Genomic DNA, 16,062 nt, shown 5'->3' on the forward strand with positions numbered 1-16,062 from the left:
TATTACAGGCATTCATCACTATCAACACGTCTAACTTACGGGAATAGCACTACATTACAGGCACTCAAACACCGCTCCTCAATCGACTTACCGGAAAGCATACTATTACAGATACTTAGTAGGGATTCAACTAGCACACAATCTGAGTCCCTGACAATTCTACATGTTCAACTGATTTATCCTTTTCAATAAGCAACCTAATCACCCAACAGAACGGAGACATTACATATGATCGACAGTTATGAAAACATGCCGAAATCTAACGCACACCCAGCAGGAATGAAGACGGTCCATGGCGACAAACAAAATATCCAGGCGCGCATTATTCCGGAAGATCATATATACCAGCGCAAGAACGGCCGGAACCTGCGCATCCGACTAGTCTATCCGGAAGGCTATGAACTTGAAGGGCCGTATCCAACCTTAGTACATATCCAGGGATCAGGCTGGTTCCAGCAGGATCTGAACAACATCATCACGGACTTCATGCCGATCGTCAAGCGCGGGTTCGTGCTGGCTGTGGTGGAGTATCTGCCCTTACCTGACGCCAGTTTCCCGAGTCATATCCATGACGCTAAAACCGCTGTCCGTTATTTGGACGCACACGCCGATGAACTGGCGCTCGATATGAAAAACCTCTTCCTGTCTGGTGACTCGAGCGGCGGACATACCGCCGTCATGGCCTGGGCGACCTGGCAGACAGACAGGCTGGACAACTCGACTGTGCCGCTTCCAGCTGTCAAGGCCTGTATCGATATATACGGCGTCACTGATTTTGGGGCTATCGTGAATCAGCCCTCAGCGACCGACCATGCCAAGCCGACGAGTCCGCCGAACCTGCTGCTCACAGAGTTCATCAGAGGGAACGATGACGCCCATGTCAAACAGGCGTCCGTTTTGTATTATTTGGAAAGGCACAAACCAGAAGCTCCCCTGTTGATCCTCCACGGCAACAAAGATACGGTTGTTCCCTTTGAGCAAAGCGTGCTGCTCTATGAAGCCTGCCTTGAGCATGACCTGGACGCTGAGTTTTACTGCGTGGACGAAGCCGATCACGGCGGAAGCATCTTTTATACCGATGAAGTCGTGGGGATCATCAGAGACTTTCTGATCACGCATGTCGATTAGCCGCTTTTATAAAGAGACAGGAAATGCCTTCCTGCAGAAAATGTGTTATTGATAAAAGCCAAAAGACGTTTATACTATAGTAAGGTAGTGTTTAGTTCTGCACGGGAAGGGGGGAGGACAAAATGGGACTGTTTTATTTCGCCATCGTTATGAGCGGCATCTTGTTGTTTTTAAACGAAGAAAAAGAAATAAACAAGTTATTTAAAGCCATCGATACATACAGACGGCCGTTTAAGATCGCCACGTTTATCCATATCATTTTCATGGGTGTATTCATGGTGCCGTTCGACTCTATTGACACGGCACTGATCCTCAGGTATGCTGTGCTCTACTTATTTGTCGGGGTCATCTTGTACGGGCTCTATAAAAACCAGCCGTTGAACGTATTAAAGATCATCAGCCTGCTGCATATTGTGGGATTAGTCGGACGCATCGCCCTTGAATGGATGGAATGGACACCCATGAAGCTGTTCAATGTCGTCATATCCACGGCCATCATTCCGTTATATCTCTACATCATCCAGCTCGTTCTTACACTCAAACGCTTCTCCAGCGACTGAGCACTACTTATAAATCACTTGTTTATCCCTTGATGGATGAATCACACAGAAAAAGGAAGGTATTATGAAACCATTTAAGAAACGCTTATTTTTATATCTCGCACTGTTTATTGCTGCGTTAGCTGTATTTTACATATATACACCAGCGCTCAACATCCACTCGCAGGCATTCAGATTTTATATCCTGCTGTTTGCCGTAGCTGCCATCGGTATCGAACTGTCTCTAGACGGTCAGTTTTTCTATCAGAAAAAACTGAAGTATGGGGCTTTGGCCCTGCCGATCCTGGGCGTCATCGTGATCGCTGCAGGCAACCTGGTGAACGGGGTCATGTTCCGTGCCACAGACTATGCCTCCCTGATCGAAGTGGAAGAGAAGAGTTTCCAGGACGATTTCCCGGCCATGGATGAATCATCTATCCCATTGATGGATAAAGACACAGCCCAGCGTCTGGGAGACCGACGCATCGGCTCGATCAGCGAACTGGTTTCTCAATTCGTCCCCGCTGATACGTATACGCAGATCAATATCGATAATGATCCTTTTCGCGTCACCCCACTGCAGTATGCCAGTTTTATCCGCTGGTTCAGCAACCGCAGTGAAGGCATCCCCAATTACCTGAAAGTCGACATGGTGACGGGAGCAGTCGAAGTAGAAGATCTGGAACAAAACATCAAATATTCGGATTCAGAGTATTTTAACCGGAACGTCAAGCGGCACCTGCGCTTCAACCATCCGACCAAACTTTTTGCAGACCCGGATTTTGAAGTCGATGATCAGGGGCACCCCTATTACATCGCGACGACCTATGAGAATGTTTTCTGGTTCAAGCAGCTCGAACCGACCGGCCTGATCGTTTTAGACGCCGTGACAGGTGAAACGGAAGAATTTGATTTAGACAATATGCCGACCTGGGTGGACCGTGTGTATTCGGCAGATCTTATTTTACAGCAGCTGAACTACAGAGGCCAGTACAGCGGCGGTTTCTTCAATGCACTCTTTGGTAAACGCGGGGTCACGCAAACGACAGAAGGCTACAACTATATCCCGATGAATGATGATGTTTATCTTTATACTGGCGTAACATCCATTAACAGAGATGCCTCGAATATCGGCTTTTATCTTGTAAACATGCGTACCAAAGCCGCTGAATTTTATCCGGTCACTTCTGCCGATGAGTTTTCTGCCATGGATTCTGCCGAAGGGGCACTCCAGCAGATGCGTTTCGAATCGACCTTTCCGCTGCTGATCAGCTTGAACGAACGCCCGTATTACATTTCATCCCTGAAAGATGATTCCGGCCTTGTCCGTTCCTATGCCCTGGTCGATGCACAGGACTATCAGAAAGTCATCACCAGCGACACCGTGGATGGCCTGATCACTCAGCTGAACGGCGAAACATTGACTGATTCAGAGGACGCCGAAGAAGATATCGTTGAAGTGGTCGACGAAAACCTGAGTGAAGTCAGCGGCCAAGTGGAAAACATCTCGCAGGCGGTCGTTTCCGGTAATACCCTTTACTACTTCATGATCGACGGCAGCATCTACAAAGCCGACATCACCTTACACGATGCCTTGCCTTTTGTTGAAGAAGGTCAAGTCATCGAAGGAGAAGCCAACGAAGACAATGAATTCAAAGTGATTATTTTAGACTAAAATCCAAAAACCTGCTCTTCATTACTCGCAGCCAAAGTGATGAGGGGCAGGTTTTTTCTAACTTCACATTAAAAAAATCTTAGAAAAAAGGATGGGAAATAATCTATCAAACAGCTTAGAATAGTGTTAATATAGTGGCTATATATAAACTGAACCCATTAATACTCGAGGAGACATGATCGATGACAAAAAATACGTCACGCAACACACGCAGCAAACAAACAAACAAGAAGAAACCCTTCTATAGAAAAGCGTGGGTGTGGCTGATCGCCGCCCTTATCGGATTCGGCGCTGCCGGTGCGAACTTAGGAGACGCCGATGAGGCACAGCCGGAGGACACCGCGCCCGAACTGGTCGAAGAAACCGAGACAAAAGAGGACCGTCAGGAAGAAACAGATGCCCAAGCAGTAAGCGAACAAGACCCCGTCGAAGAACCAGAGGAAACAGAAACCGACGACGCCGTTGAGGAAGAAATCGATGAGACGGAAGATACCGCTAAGGAAGAGTCCAGAGAAGAAACTGGAGAAGTGGTGGAAGAGACAGAAGAAGTGACTGAGGAACCACAGAACGAAGTGACGCGTGAACAGGACTTTGCCCTGACTCAGGCGCGTTTAAATCTATCGTATTCTCCTTACTCAAAATACGCCTTATACGACCAGCTTATACTTGAAGGTTATCCGGAAGATGCTGTCCAGTATGCCATCGATACTATCGAAGCGGACTGGAACGAGCAGGCACTGAAACAAGCCCAAGACTATCTGGCGCACACCTCTTTTTCAGAAGACAGTTTATACGACCAGCTCATTTATGATGAATTCACCGAAGAGCAGGCCCTGTATGCCATCTCGAATATCGAAGCAGACTGGAACAACCATGCTCTGAAGCAAGCCAGAGACTACCTGGATTATTCCACTTACTCAGACAGTGAGCTCTATGATCAGCTGATTTTTGAAGGCTTCACTCCTGAACAGGCCCAGTACGCGCTGGATAATATAGAATAAGACGGTAAACCCATGTTGAAAATTCAGCATGGGTTCTTTCTTTGTAAAGACTAAAAATGGTATAGTTAAGAAGAATGGTTTTTCCGTAGTTAACACTATAAGTGTTTATGAATAACGAATGAAAAGGTGAACACATGAGTACAGGAATGGTTTTAGAAGGCGGAGGGATGCGTGGTTTGTATACGGCTGGTGTGCTGGACACGTTATTGGATGAGGAGATCCACATCGACGGGATGCTGACTGTATCTGCTGGCGCGCTCTTTGGCATAAACTTTGCTTCCAGACAGAAAGGCAGGGCCCTCAGATACAATAAAACATACATAAGAGACAAGCGCTACATCAGCTTGAGAAGCTGGCTGAAAACAGGGGATATGGTGAATAAAGACTTCGCTTACTACACCGTCCCATTCTCACTGGATGTCTTTGATGAGGAAGCTTTCAAACGATCAGGCATCGCTTTTTATGCCACAGTCACCAATATGGAAACGGGTCTCCCTGAATATATCCACATCACGGAGCCGTTCAAGCAGATGGAAGCCTTACGCGCATCCGGATCGATGCCCTTTGTCTCCAGACCCATCGAGCACAACGGAACGAAGTACCTGGACGGCGGTGTCAGTGACAGTATCCCGCTGGAAAAAGCAGAGGCTTTGGGTTACGAGAAAAACATTGTCATTTTGACCCGGCCGCTTGATTACAGAAAGACGAAACCCAACGACTTCATCATCGACCGCTGGTACAAAAAGTATCCGGCTTTCAAGGAAGCACTGAAAAGCAGATACAAGAACTACAACGACACGGTCGAGAAAATCATTGAAGACGAAAAGCAGGGAAAAAATTTCGTCATCCGACCGTCTATGAGTATCCCGATCAAGCGCCTGGAGCGCGATCCGGATAAACTGCAGGCCATGTATGACCTGGGAGTCAAAGACGCCACAACACGCATACAAGAGCTCAAACGCTACTTAAAGAATGCACACTAGAACTTTATGAGAGGAGTAAGAAAAGCCATGACACTAACAGAACTATTAGAAGAAAGACCGTGGGCGCGAGAGTACCTCTATTTTGATCCGGATTTGAATGAAACAGGCGTCGTTTATGCAGCCAATCTGGAAAAATTCGCATTCTTTCTCGACGCGATGGAAGATGTGCGGGCAAACAGCCGGGAGATCCTGACAAGATATAAACTCCCGGACTATAAAGAGGTCATCGAACTTTTAGCTGTCTTTAAAGTGACCACACTGAGAGGACCGGCGACACTCGAGCAGCAGGAACTATTCTTTGATATGCTGAGTGCCCACATTAAAACTGAAACAGACAAAGGAAGGACACGTGAAGACATCTTCGAAGACAAAGATGCCATTGCGCTGGCTCGTCTGTATCAGGTCAGCGACCCCGAATGGAGTGCAAAGTACCTGACCTGGATATTATTTGAACTGGGAGCCATCAGCAAAGAAAAAGGCCCTGACGTCTTTGGAGCCAACGCCAGCGCCTTTCAAACTTATGATTTCCTTAAAGAAGCATCCAACGGAAAATGGCGGCCGCAGATGCAGTTTTCTGAGTAAAAGGGATTATCTGCAAATTACTGCAGCAGACACTCCATATACGACGAACAGCCTTTTTGCACCTAAGTTACATTACCTTTTACTCTCGACTATTCCTTTCAAAAGCCTTCAGACAAAGGGAAAGAATGATATAATATATGTAGTACTATACTCGTTTTCATGTAGAAAGAAGGAAAAACCATGCTGACATATCTATTCATGGGTATCGTGTTGCTGGCCATCGGCATTGCTGTGCATGTTCTGAAGTGGAACATACTGGTCGCTTATTATAATACGAAACCGGAAGCGAAAAAGAATAATAAAAACACAGAAAGCTATCGAAAGATTTTGGGATTTTACGGATACATCACAGGAGGACTTTTCTTTCTGCTGGCATTTTTGGAATACCGGGGCATCAGTGTACCTCCCACACCCGTTACAGCCATTTTTATCGTAGGGACAATGATCGTCATGTACTTTGCACAGAAAGACGATGAGGATGAAAAGTAAAACAATGGGGTATGTTGTGCATAGCAGAAAAAAAGCAAGCTCATTAATGACTGATGACTGAGCTTGATGTTTAGAACATAACACGAACAACTTTGAATGGAGACGATATACTTGACTTATGAAGACTATGCCAAAATCGCCAAAGCATTATCCGACCCGAAACGTGTCAAGATCCTTGATATGCTGTCCTGTGGTGCGATGTGTGCCTGCGATATACTGGAGCACTTCGACTTTACCCAGCCGACCCTGTCGCATCACATCAAAGCCCTGACGCAATCCGGGCTGGTCACTGTCGAAAAAGAGGGGACCTGGAATCACTATTCGATCGATCAGGATACTGCCAGCCAGTTTCTCCAGCATACGCAACACTATCTCACCCATACAGAAGAATGCGTATGTAAAGAGCCAACAGAAAAACAGGCGAATGGTAAACAGTGCCGGACATGTGCTGGATAAATGATGTGAATGACTGAATAGATACAGGAGCTGAACGCCTTCTCACAAACCGAGGATCGTTCAGCTCCTGTTTTTTGTCGTGAAGTAGAATCGCTATTTTTTTATCGTTTTAATAATAAATGTTATACTAAAGGTACTAATGAACAGTTTGTAACGACCGGAGAGGGTTGATGAACATGTTAAAAAAAATAGCTAAAGGCGGGATGATCGGGCTCGGTGCTTATTTAGGCTATGCTTTTTTCACCTCGAATATCCTGCTTCACTATAAGAAACCAAAGAGCAGAGAAGAACTGGAAGAAAAGGGTTTACCTGATTACTACGGGGACGATGAAAACGACGGACCGGATAAAGCCGCATTCTTTGACACTCAGGATATCCTGCTGACGCTGCATTTGAACCTGATCGATTCTGCGGAGAAGACGATAAAATTTGCCAACTTCTCGATCGAAGATGGAGCGGCCAGTGATTTATTCTATGGTAAACTTCTGGAAGCCGCTGACAGAGGGGTCGAAGTTTATATCCTGTTCGATGGCAAAGGGCATAACCTGTTTGGGATCAGTAACGGGAAATACTGGGCACTGATGGGTCATCCAAATATCAATCTGGCGTTCTACGAGGAGTTTGACTGGCTGCGTCCCTGGACCTGGCAGAACCGGATGCATGACAAATATATGCTCATCGATGAAACCTATATCCTGACGGGTGGTGTCAATCTGGAGGATGCCTTCTTTGTCAAAGATAATGAAGAAGCCGTCTATGACCGGGATGTCGTGATCATCAATAAAGAGCCTGAACGCTATGACGAAAGTGTCGTGAAACAGTATGCAGAATACTTTGAGGCTATGTGGTTCCATCCTTATACCAATGTCAGACCCAATCATGTCATGAAAAGGTATGAGAACCTCGCAAGGGAAACGTATGAAGAGCTCGTATCCACAGTAAAAGAAGCGGAAGAGAAGAATCTGTATGGAGCCTCGAGAACGATCGACTGGGACGAGCATCTGTATCCGACTAGAAAAGTGAGTCTCGTGACGAATGCGATCCAGCGCTGGAAAAAAGACCCGCATATTCTGGCGACACTTGGAAGGCTCTTTGATGAAGCTGAAAACAGTGTGATATTTCAAAGTCCCTATGTCGTACCGAGTCTGGAAATGCGGGAATACATCTCGCTGGAACATACGACGGCCAAGATTTTCTTCATCACTAATTCGATGGCTGTCTCGACCAACTTTCCTGCCATTGCCGGGCAGCGTAAATATCTGAACGAATTAAGTAGTGACACCACACAATTTTATCATTTCCAGGGCAAAGGCTATATTCATGCCAAAGCCTATATGTTCGACCGCCGCTTGAGTCTGGTGGGGTCCTTTAACTTTGACCCGCGCAGTTCGTTTTTAAGTCAGGAAAATCTGGTCGTCATAGACAGTCCTGAACTTTCAGCGGCACTGGAAGAAAGTCTGAAAGACATCGCACGAAACAGTGTCCCGTATAATGAAAACGCCGAACATCTTGTAGAAAATACAGCAGAGAACGTGCCTACACCCTGGTACAAGAAAATCCTTCTGGGACTGGCCTATGTGCTTTTGCATCCACTGGAGGATCTGCTGTAAAGTAATTTCAGGAACCAACCTTTAAAGCGGACAGGAAGAGTCACTTCTTCCTGTCCGCTTTTGTCTAGTTAGTTTTTAAAATATCACTCGCTTTATTTTCCAGTTCCTTATAAAACGTTAATCGAACATTCGAAAAAGACTCCAGTTCTTTATAGAGGGAGCGCGTCACGGTCTCCGGGTTTTTTCCGACCGCTTCCATCACCATCAAAAGGGTACACTGACTGATCACGTCTTTCATTAAAGCAGCTGCAGAGCTGTCCTCAGTATCTACCGTATTGACTGTGAAGATATAGGTGATCAGCCGTCTGATTTCTTGATCCACAGCTGCTTTATCCTGTTTCCTACTGAAGAGCGTCTGATTACGCTCTGTTTCATCCGTATCTTTGTCCTGCAGGTCATCGAGAAGCTGCAGGAAAGCACCGTAGTGAAAAGCAAACGTGCTTTCCTCTCGGGTGAGTGTGCCTTTGATCAAATAGGCATCGGCCAGCACAGAAGTACCGCCTTTAAAAAAACTGATAGTCCTTATTTCCTCTTGGCTCAAAGGGGGCCCGCTGCTTTGAAGGAGACTCTTGACTTGTCCCTCATGGATCAGCTGGATACTTTCAGTCACGGGGGGAAAGTGGGCTTGCGGAAAATCGTCTTTGATCATTTCGACTAAAGCAAAGATTCGTTGTTCGACGGGTTCATTTGAAGATAAATGTTCACCAGCCAGGACTTTTCCCAGCCGCCGGTTGAAAGTCTGTTTAGCTTCAGGACTGATATTGGGATCATCGAGCATGTTATCAGTATAAGGGTACAACAGACTATAGGCATACATCGGCGGCGTCAACGCGAGAGGTATCTCCCAGCACAACTGCAGGCTGTTCATGATCCAGACGTTCCGCAATGCCTGGAACACTTCTGCATTATCCAAGCGGCTATCTTCATTCCTTGTTCGAAAGATAAAGGTTTCAGCCACATCCAGATACCCCTGTTCGATAAAATGAGCCAGAAAGGGGCGTTCGAACAAGAGTTTCTTTTCGTCGATCGTCTTCATGGCATCTATTAGGAGAGCCTTTACTTCATCCATGACGGAAGCAGGTATTTCTCCAGGCTCATCCATATGCTCCCTTATTTCAGGGACGTAGGGTCCGATGTCATCCAAAAGCTTATTGATCAGTTTCTTCAGTCGCCGCTCATTCCAGAGCTTTTTCCACAGCGGAATTTTCTTCATCCTGTCAGCAGGGAAGGGCCTTTCTTTATTGTACTCCTCCACAGACAAAGCCATCAGCTCATCGATGGGAATGGTATGACTGGTATGTAGGGTGGGTGATTCGATCACGATAGGGGCCTCCTTGTACCGGGTTTAGTTTTATTATACCGCTATGGAAGGGGAAAGAGTAGGTAAAACCTTCCTTTTTAAAAGTTTAAAGGTTCCGTCTACAGAAAATCTGGCTCGAGTAGTTTTGAAGCCCATAAACCGGAGCTTATAAGGTAGCTTTCCTTTGAAGCAAGGTGATGGCCATTGTCTATAACCAGGACTCATGCGGACAGAGGCGCTCGAGTGACGGTTAAATTCACTTATAGCCTAAACTCAACAGACAAAAAGTAAGGTAAGAGGACGATAAATATTCCTCAACCTTATTTTTATTCATCTTTTTACTTATAAGTGTATGGATTAACCGAACAGAATAACGTAGAATAAAATCGTTGACATCTTTTGTACGTTGTTAACCTGTATAGACATTAAACAACTAAAAGAATAGTATATGTATCATTATCTACATAGAGAAAGGAAACTGAATGATGGCCTATGTTATAGCCAAAAAACACGGAAGAAACGGATCCGTTGCTTATACATATGATTCAGCTGAGATACAGTTGATCAGCAAGCTGGAACAGGAATACTTGGATCGCGATATTGATATCTTTATCACGTCAGAATTATGTAAAAAGAAAGAGTTTTTACCTGTGTTCAATGTCGGACATTTTGAATTGTTTATCGAATCGATCAAAAAAGTCCTGAAATAAGTATTTACTGTAAATCTCACCTTCAATTCAGTGTGATAGTGCCTGTTGAATAGAGGAGAGGGAGGAGAGGGAGGAGGGGGGAGAAGAGGAGACTCTTCTCTTTTTCTTTACGCTCAAGTTTCCGGCACTCCATAACCTTTGACAAAACAGCATACATCAGGTATCTTTGAGCTAATCACATAAACATCTTATCGAGAGTAAGCAGAGGGAATTGGCCCTGTGAAGCTTCAGCAGCAGACCTTATGCGGCACTGTGCTAAATCCAACAAGAGAAATCTTGAAAGATGAGTCCAACCCTTCAGGCACGACTTTATTTCAAGTGGTGCTTTTTTTGTGGTTTAAATTTAGAAAGGAGTTGGAAACATGCTTTTTGACGAAAGAATAAACCATGTGCGTTATGCTTTGGACCGTCGTGAATCGATTTTGAAGTCGAAAATCGACCGGCGTTTTTCAGTATCCATCATTGGCGTTTATAGACGGGTTTCTAACGTTGAGGCAATGCGTGACGAGGTTGAGGCATTACGTGACGAGCTGGACGAGATCAAAGATGCACTAGCATATGACCGTGAAGATGCACTGGAACGTTTGAATAAACTCGAAGAAACACTTTTCGGCGCGCTGTAATTGCTGTTCAAGTACTGTATCCGCATAAATACCTGAAATCTTCATAGAATAGACGCAAAACCATCTCAAGAGCTAATTTTATAGCTAATCGTCGTTGAGATGGTTTTTATTTGAGGATCACAGATCGACATTGTTAATCGATCTGCTAAAAAATCCTTTGGCTGATATGATTATTTTATGCGTTTCTGGGTGAAGCTTGAAAATACGGACTGGAATCGAAATTATGTACAAATGCATTGAGATTCATAAAGTATGAAGAATGAAAAAATCTCAGGAAAAAAGTCAGATCAGCACTAAAGAAAGAATCAAAGAAATATTCTGCATAAATGATCGAGCAGAACGGCTTAAAGAGTTACTCATAAGAGTTAGACAGATGGCAGTGCTGCTGAATTATTTCTTTGAACAGTGGACTTAACGACAATAACAGACACTTAATTCAGTAATTGATCCATGATTTATTTGAAGCAAAGAAATTAAACAGAAAATAAACCCAAAAACAGGGGATTAATTCAATTTTTAACGTATCCTGACAGCTGGTTTCATTTTCTTTATTTTAGTTTACATAATATATATTATACCAAGTAGATTATATAAGATATGCCACTCTCAGGATCATTATAGATTAAATTTAAGTCTCTCTTGATTCCGTTCTGAATTGAATTCAATTCAACCTGATTTACAGCAGATTTATTTATAATTGATATCTAATTTAATTTTTCCGTTCTATCGTATTATTTTTATCTGCTGACTTTATTTTGTCATTTCTATTGTAATAATTTCTATCTGTCGCGTAAGTCTCGTTTGATATGACTTCAGATTCAATTCCATCATTTCAGCAGGCCTTACACGACGATTTCAGATCGGCTCACGGATGATTGTTTCATAGAATCGTCCTGAAGATCTGTGGTGATCCGTTTTTTCTAGATGATCTGTTAATTGCTACTTATGCTGGTCTGAGTCAAATTTTTGAATTTTCTTCTAGTTTACATCATACATACGTTTGATTGTCTGCTTTCAGTTGACGATCCATATTTTCATTTGAATATCTACAAGCTGACTTCTTTGTTTAATAGTCGTAATTATAGTCCAACTTTACCAAATCGTAACTGTTCCGATTTGTGTTGTGTTCTCTTCATTCATGCTTTTAATACACACAAACCTTTAATTTAGAAAAAGATCATCCGCAGATGATCTTCCTTATCAGGTATTTAAATCTACTTCTACTTAGTCCCGTTTAATGTTTTCGAACTTTTTACCTCTGGCCAGTTCATCGATCAGTTTGTCTAAATAACGGATTTCCTGCATCAGCGGTTCTTCGATTTCTTCTACACGGATACCGCAGATCACACCTTTGATCGATCGACGTGCAGGATTCATTTGAGGCGCTTCGGCAAAAAACGTTTCAAAGTCATTGCCTTTTTCGAGCTGCTCTTCCAAGCCTTCCTGCGTATAACCTGTCAGCCAGCGAATGAGTTCATCTACTTCAGCTTTTGTCTTGCCTTTTCTTTCTGCTTTTTTAACATAGCTGGGGTACACTCTATTAAAACTCATCGAGAATATCTTGTGGGTAGTCATTTTTCAAATCTCCTTTTTCGTTTGTTATGCTGTAATTTAATGATTTCCATCCTAGTCGTTTTTTACATAGTAATAAAGTCGCTAAGTAGCTGCGATGACCCACTCAAAGTCCGTTCCGTCGCCACTGAACACTTTTCTCTCTAAAATGGCGAACTCACGAAGCGTCTGGTTCACGAGTGAACATTTTTCTTTCTAAAATGGCGAACTTACGAAGCATCTGAGCCATGAGTGAACACTTTTCTCTCTAAAATGTCGAACTCACGTAGCATCTGGTTTACGAGTGAACACTTTTCATAAGGAATAGTAAAGGCAGTTTTCTAAAATCGTTCAGTTTGTAATTCTTTGCTTGAAATGGCGACATCTTCAGTCCGAATCTCTTAAAAAGGGATGATTTAAATTGATATCTTCCCTTATTTTAACATAGAAACACTTCTAGCAACGTTCATTTACGCCTCTTCCCTCACCTTCGTGCTGACCCAGTGCCCAAAATCGCCTCTACGAACATTCGTTCACGTTGTATACATAAAAAAGGACTTCTCAAAAGAGAAGCCCTTTTCAACGATAGTTCTTAGTTCATGTCACTTGCTGTGACGTTTTTCTTGGTATCTTCCACGCGAGGTTTCCATAAGCCCATAACGACTGCTGTAATAACGGAACCGATGAGCAGCGCTACAACGAACAGCAATGGATTCTCTCCGATACCGACGACGAACAAACCGCCGTGAGGTGCTGGAATGGAGACGTTCCACAGTTGAGTCAGTCCGCCACCAACGGCTGCGCCTAAGATAGAGGATCCGATGACACGCAATGGATCTGCAGCTGCGAACGGGATCGCTCCTTCAGTGATGAATGACGCACCTAAGACAAAGTTAGAGAGGCCAGACTGTCTTTCGAGGTCAGTAAATTTAGATTTGAATAACAAGGTAGAAATCGCGATCGCAAGTGGTGGAATCATCCCACCGACCATGACCGCTGCCATCAGTGCACCCTCGCCAGTATCTGTAAAGATACCGATCGAGAAAGCGTAGGCTGCCTTGTTTACAGGACCGCCCATGTCTACAGCCATCATGCCGCCTAAGACTGCACCTAAAACGACCGCATTCCCAGTTCCCAGATTGTTCAGGAAGTCCAGCATCGCATTATTGATAACAGCGAAGAACGGACCGATCAGGAAGAACATCAGTAAACCGACAACTAATAATCCCAATACAGGATAAAGCAAGATCGCTTTAAGCCCTTCAAATGTTTTCGGTACATTTCTGAGCATTTTCTTGATCCAGTTCATCACATAACCGGCAACGAAACCGGCGACCAGTCCACCTAAGAAGCCGGCGTTACTGTTAACGGCCAGTAAACCACCTGCCATACCAGGAAGCAACCCGGGACGGTCAGCAATACTGTAGGCAATGTATCCTGCCAATATCGGAATAAGGAACTGGAAAGCCGAACCTCCGATAGCGTTCAGTGATGTAAAGAACACACTGTCGGATCCCAATAATGATTCAAATAAGAAAGAAATGGCAAGTAAGATACCACCACCGACAACGAAAGGCAGCATGTGAGAGATCCCGTTCATCAAGTCTTTATATACCGACTGCCAGACAGATCCACTTTCTTCCGTTTCAGATGAGCGTTCAGCACTGTAGCTCTCTCCAGAATCAAACACAGGGGCATTGCCCGTACTGGCTTTGGTGATCAGTTCTTCTGCTTTTTTGATCCCGTCAGAGACTGGACGCTGGACTAAAGGTTTGCCATTGAAACGAGCCATATCGACCTTCTTGTCTGCGGCGACGATGACACCGTCTGCGCGGGCGATTTCTTCTTCTGTCAGCTTATTCTTGGCCCCGTCTGTTCCGTTTGTTTCGACACGGATCTCGACGCCCATCTCTGCTGCTTTTTTCTTCAATGAATCTTCCGCCATATAGGTATGTGCGATACCCGTCGGACATGCGGTGACAGCGACGACGAATTTCTTGCCTTCTTCACGGGCCTGCGCTTCGGTGACCTTTTCTTCTTCCTGACTTTCGTCAAAAATCATCTGCACGTCTTCCGGCGTCTGGGTTGTTTTTAACGCCTGGACAACGTCTGCATCCACTAAGCGTCTTGACAGAGAAGCCAGCACTTCAAGGTGCAGGTCGTTCCCTCCCTCAGGTGCAGCGATCATGAAGAAAATCTCGACCGGCTGTCCGTCTAAGGCGTTATAATTCACCCCGTTTGAGGACTTTGCAAATAAAACAGCGGGTTCTTTGACAGCTTTATTTTTCGAGTGAGGCATGGCGATGCCGTCACCTAAGCCCGTTGACGTCTGTGCTTCACGGGCCATGATCCCTTCTTTAAAGGTATCAAAGTCACTCACGGCCCCTTCATCCACGAGGCGTTTCACCATTTCGTCGATAGCGGATTCTTTTGTGCGGGCCTTGAGATCCATGATCATCAAGTCTTTTTTCAGGACATCATTTATCTTCATTTATTTTTCCTCCCATTTTTCAATTGTGATTTGTGGTAAGAGTTTCTCTATGTCTTCCTTTTCAGCCAGGTCTTCCTTGAAAGCCGTCGCGCTGCCACAGGCCAGGCTCATCTTGAAGGCAGCCAGTGGATCGCCATTTTTCTGGTATTCACCAATGAATCCACCGATCATCGAATCTCCGGAACCCACCGAATTGACCAGCTGACCTTCTGGCGGGGCGCTGTAATACACGTCATCGCCCACAAAGAATAAAGCACCGTCTCCGCCAAGTGAGATAATGGCATATTGGGCGCCCGCTTCAAGCATTTTCCTGCCGTAAGGGACGATATCACTCAAGCCATCCAAGGTCACCTCATACAAGTCTTCCAGTTCATGTATATTCGGCTTGACCAAGAGCGGACTCTGAGCTAATGCCATCTGCAGTTCCTCACCGGTCGTATCGATGATGAAATCGGCTTTTTTGCTTTTTACAAAGTCGATCAGCCGCTGGTAGTAATCTTCCGACAGACCTTTGGGTTTGCTTCCGGCGATGACGACGAGATCATCCTCCGAAAGATTATCCAGCTTGGTGTAAAAGTGCTGACTGTCCGCTTCTGTCACGAGTGGGCCGTCATCATTGATCTCTGTCTCCTGATCGCCTTTGAGCTTCACATTGATACGCGTATCGGCATCAATGGGAGTAAAGTCTGTCCTGACACGCTCGTCATGCAGCTGTTCGATCAGTAACTGACCGATATGTCCACCGACAAAGCCCAGTGCAACATTCGTTGTATTCAACTGTGTAAGGATTCGGGATACGTTGATGCCCTTTCCTCCGGGAGTTTTCTGATCCTTCTCGATCCGGTTCAGCTGGCCCAGTTGGATGGGGCTGTTCGGATAAATAACGTAATCGATCGAGGGATTCAATGTCACTGTATAAATCAT

The 16,062-nt window shown here is 44.8% G+C and carries 15 protein-coding genes and 1 riboswitch; of the genes, 11 read left to right on the forward strand and 4 right to left on the reverse strand.

What is annotated here, in order from left to right; genetic code table 11:
- Window positions 1-228 precede the first annotated feature (228 nt).
- The 9 genes from BM049_RS08035 to BM049_RS08075 all read left to right on the forward strand — a co-directional run bounded on the left by BM049_RS08035 (window position 229) and on the right by BM049_RS08075 (window position 8,463).
- Window positions 229-1,128, forward strand: a complete 900-nt coding sequence (locus BM049_RS08035) for an alpha/beta hydrolase (protein ID WP_091530309.1) — start codon at window positions 229-231, stop codon at window positions 1,126-1,128.
- Between the two features lie 122 nt (window positions 1,129-1,250).
- Window positions 1,251-1,688 (forward strand): hypothetical protein, encoded by a 438-nt coding sequence (locus BM049_RS08040; protein ID WP_091530311.1) that lies wholly within the window; start codon window positions 1,251-1,253, stop codon window positions 1,686-1,688.
- 64 nt (window positions 1,689-1,752) lie between these two features.
- Window positions 1,753-3,342: a hypothetical protein gene (locus BM049_RS08045; RefSeq protein WP_091530314.1), complete on the forward strand. Its 1,590-nt coding sequence runs from the start codon at window positions 1,753-1,755 to the stop codon at window positions 3,340-3,342.
- A 182-nt stretch (window positions 3,343-3,524) separates the two neighbouring features.
- Entirely contained in the window at window positions 3,525-4,343 is an 819-nt protein-coding gene (locus BM049_RS08050) for an Ltp family lipoprotein (RefSeq protein ID WP_091530315.1), read from the forward strand.
- A gap of 134 nt (window positions 4,344-4,477) precedes the next feature.
- Window positions 4,478-5,326, forward strand: coding sequence for a patatin-like phospholipase family protein (locus BM049_RS08055; RefSeq protein WP_091530318.1), 849 nt, complete (start codon window positions 4,478-4,480; stop codon window positions 5,324-5,326).
- 27 nt (window positions 5,327-5,353) lie between these two features.
- Window positions 5,354-5,908 carry a hypothetical protein gene (locus BM049_RS08060; protein WP_091530319.1) on the forward strand — a complete coding sequence of 185 codons (555 nt, stop codon included), beginning with the start codon at window positions 5,354-5,356 and terminating at the stop codon, window positions 5,906-5,908.
- A 180-nt stretch (window positions 5,909-6,088) separates the two neighbouring features.
- Window positions 6,089-6,397, forward strand: coding sequence for a DUF3784 domain-containing protein (locus BM049_RS08065; RefSeq protein WP_091530322.1), 309 nt, complete (start codon window positions 6,089-6,091; stop codon window positions 6,395-6,397).
- A 111-nt stretch (window positions 6,398-6,508) separates the two neighbouring features.
- Window positions 6,509-6,853, forward strand: a complete 345-nt coding sequence (locus BM049_RS12115) for an ArsR/SmtB family transcription factor (protein WP_177188649.1) — start codon at window positions 6,509-6,511, stop codon at window positions 6,851-6,853.
- A 170-nt stretch (window positions 6,854-7,023) separates the two neighbouring features.
- Window positions 7,024-8,463, forward strand: coding sequence for a phospholipase D-like domain-containing protein (locus BM049_RS08075; protein WP_091530325.1), 1,440 nt, complete (start codon window positions 7,024-7,026; stop codon window positions 8,461-8,463).
- A 64-nt stretch (window positions 8,464-8,527) separates the two neighbouring features.
- Here the strand turns inward: BM049_RS08075 and BM049_RS08080 are convergent, their stop codons facing one another.
- Window positions 8,528-9,784: an isoprenoid biosynthesis enzyme family protein gene (locus BM049_RS08080; RefSeq protein ID WP_091530326.1), complete on the reverse strand. Its 1,257-nt coding sequence runs from the start codon at window positions 9,782-9,784 to the stop codon at window positions 8,528-8,530.
- A gap of 461 nt (window positions 9,785-10,245) precedes the next feature.
- Between BM049_RS08080 and BM049_RS08085 the strand changes: the two genes are divergently transcribed.
- Both BM049_RS08085 and BM049_RS08090 read left to right on the forward strand, forming a co-directional pair.
- Window positions 10,246-10,473: a DUF6718 family protein gene (locus BM049_RS08085; protein ID WP_177188650.1), complete on the forward strand. Its 228-nt coding sequence runs from the start codon at window positions 10,246-10,248 to the stop codon at window positions 10,471-10,473.
- Between the two features lie 185 nt (window positions 10,474-10,658).
- A riboswitch (SAM riboswitch) is annotated at window positions 10,659-10,763 on the forward strand.
- A gap of 72 nt (window positions 10,764-10,835) precedes the next feature.
- Entirely contained in the window at window positions 10,836-11,096 is a 261-nt protein-coding gene (locus BM049_RS08090) for a hypothetical protein (protein WP_091530332.1), read from the forward strand.
- 1,224 nt (window positions 11,097-12,320) lie between these two features.
- Here the strand turns inward: BM049_RS08090 and BM049_RS08095 are convergent.
- The 3 genes from BM049_RS08095 to pfkB form a co-directional block, all read right to left on the reverse strand.
- A complete protein-coding gene (locus tag BM049_RS08095) occupies window positions 12,321-12,671 on the reverse strand; it encodes a DUF2200 domain-containing protein (RefSeq protein ID WP_091530334.1) in 351 nt (116 codons plus the stop codon).
- 568 nt (window positions 12,672-13,239) lie between these two features.
- Window positions 13,240-15,138, reverse strand: coding sequence for a PTS fructose transporter subunit IIABC (locus BM049_RS08100; RefSeq protein ID WP_091530337.1), 1,899 nt, complete (start codon window positions 15,136-15,138; stop codon window positions 13,240-13,242).
- Window positions 15,139-16,062: a 1-phosphofructokinase gene (pfkB, locus tag BM049_RS08105; RefSeq protein ID WP_091530340.1), complete on the reverse strand. Its 924-nt coding sequence runs from the start codon at window positions 16,060-16,062 to the stop codon at window positions 15,139-15,141. It abuts the gene before it with no gap.

The organism is Alkalibacterium subtropicum, assembly GCF_900112455.1.
GTDB classification, from domain to species: Bacteria; Bacillota; Bacilli; order Lactobacillales; family Carnobacteriaceae_A; genus Alkalibacterium; species Alkalibacterium subtropicum.

Coding starts and splice junctions, on each gene's coding strand:
- BM049_RS08035 (WP_091530309.1), top strand. CDS start 229: ATGATCGACAGTTATGAAAACATGCCGAAATCTAACGCACACCCAGCA.
- BM049_RS08045 (WP_091530314.1), top strand. CDS start 1,753: ATGAAACCATTTAAGAAACGCTTATTTTTATATCTCGCACTGTTTATT.
- BM049_RS08075 (WP_091530325.1), top strand. CDS start 7,024: ATGAACATGTTAAAAAAAATAGCTAAAGGCGGGATGATCGGGCTCGGT.
- BM049_RS08100 (WP_091530337.1), bottom strand. CDS start 15,138: ATGAAGATAAATGATGTCCTGAAAAAAGACTTGATGATCATGGATCTC.
- pfkB (WP_091530340.1), bottom strand. CDS start 16,062: ATGATTTATACAGTGACATTGAATCCCTCGATCGATTACGTTATTTAT.
- BM049_RS08050 (WP_091530315.1), top strand. CDS start 3,525: ATGACAAAAAATACGTCACGCAACACACGCAGCAAACAAACAAACAAG.
- BM049_RS08060 (WP_091530319.1), top strand. CDS start 5,354: ATGACACTAACAGAACTATTAGAAGAAAGACCGTGGGCGCGAGAGTAC.
- BM049_RS08055 (WP_091530318.1), top strand. CDS start 4,478: ATGAGTACAGGAATGGTTTTAGAAGGCGGAGGGATGCGTGGTTTGTAT.
- BM049_RS08085 (WP_177188650.1), top strand. CDS start 10,246: ATGATGGCCTATGTTATAGCCAAAAAACACGGAAGAAACGGATCCGTT.
- BM049_RS08095 (WP_091530334.1), bottom strand. CDS start 12,671: ATGACTACCCACAAGATATTCTCGATGAGTTTTAATAGAGTGTACCCC.
- BM049_RS08090 (WP_091530332.1), top strand. CDS start 10,836: ATGCTTTTTGACGAAAGAATAAACCATGTGCGTTATGCTTTGGACCGT.
- BM049_RS08065 (WP_091530322.1), top strand. CDS start 6,089: ATGCTGACATATCTATTCATGGGTATCGTGTTGCTGGCCATCGGCATT.
- BM049_RS08040 (WP_091530311.1), top strand. CDS start 1,251: ATGGGACTGTTTTATTTCGCCATCGTTATGAGCGGCATCTTGTTGTTT.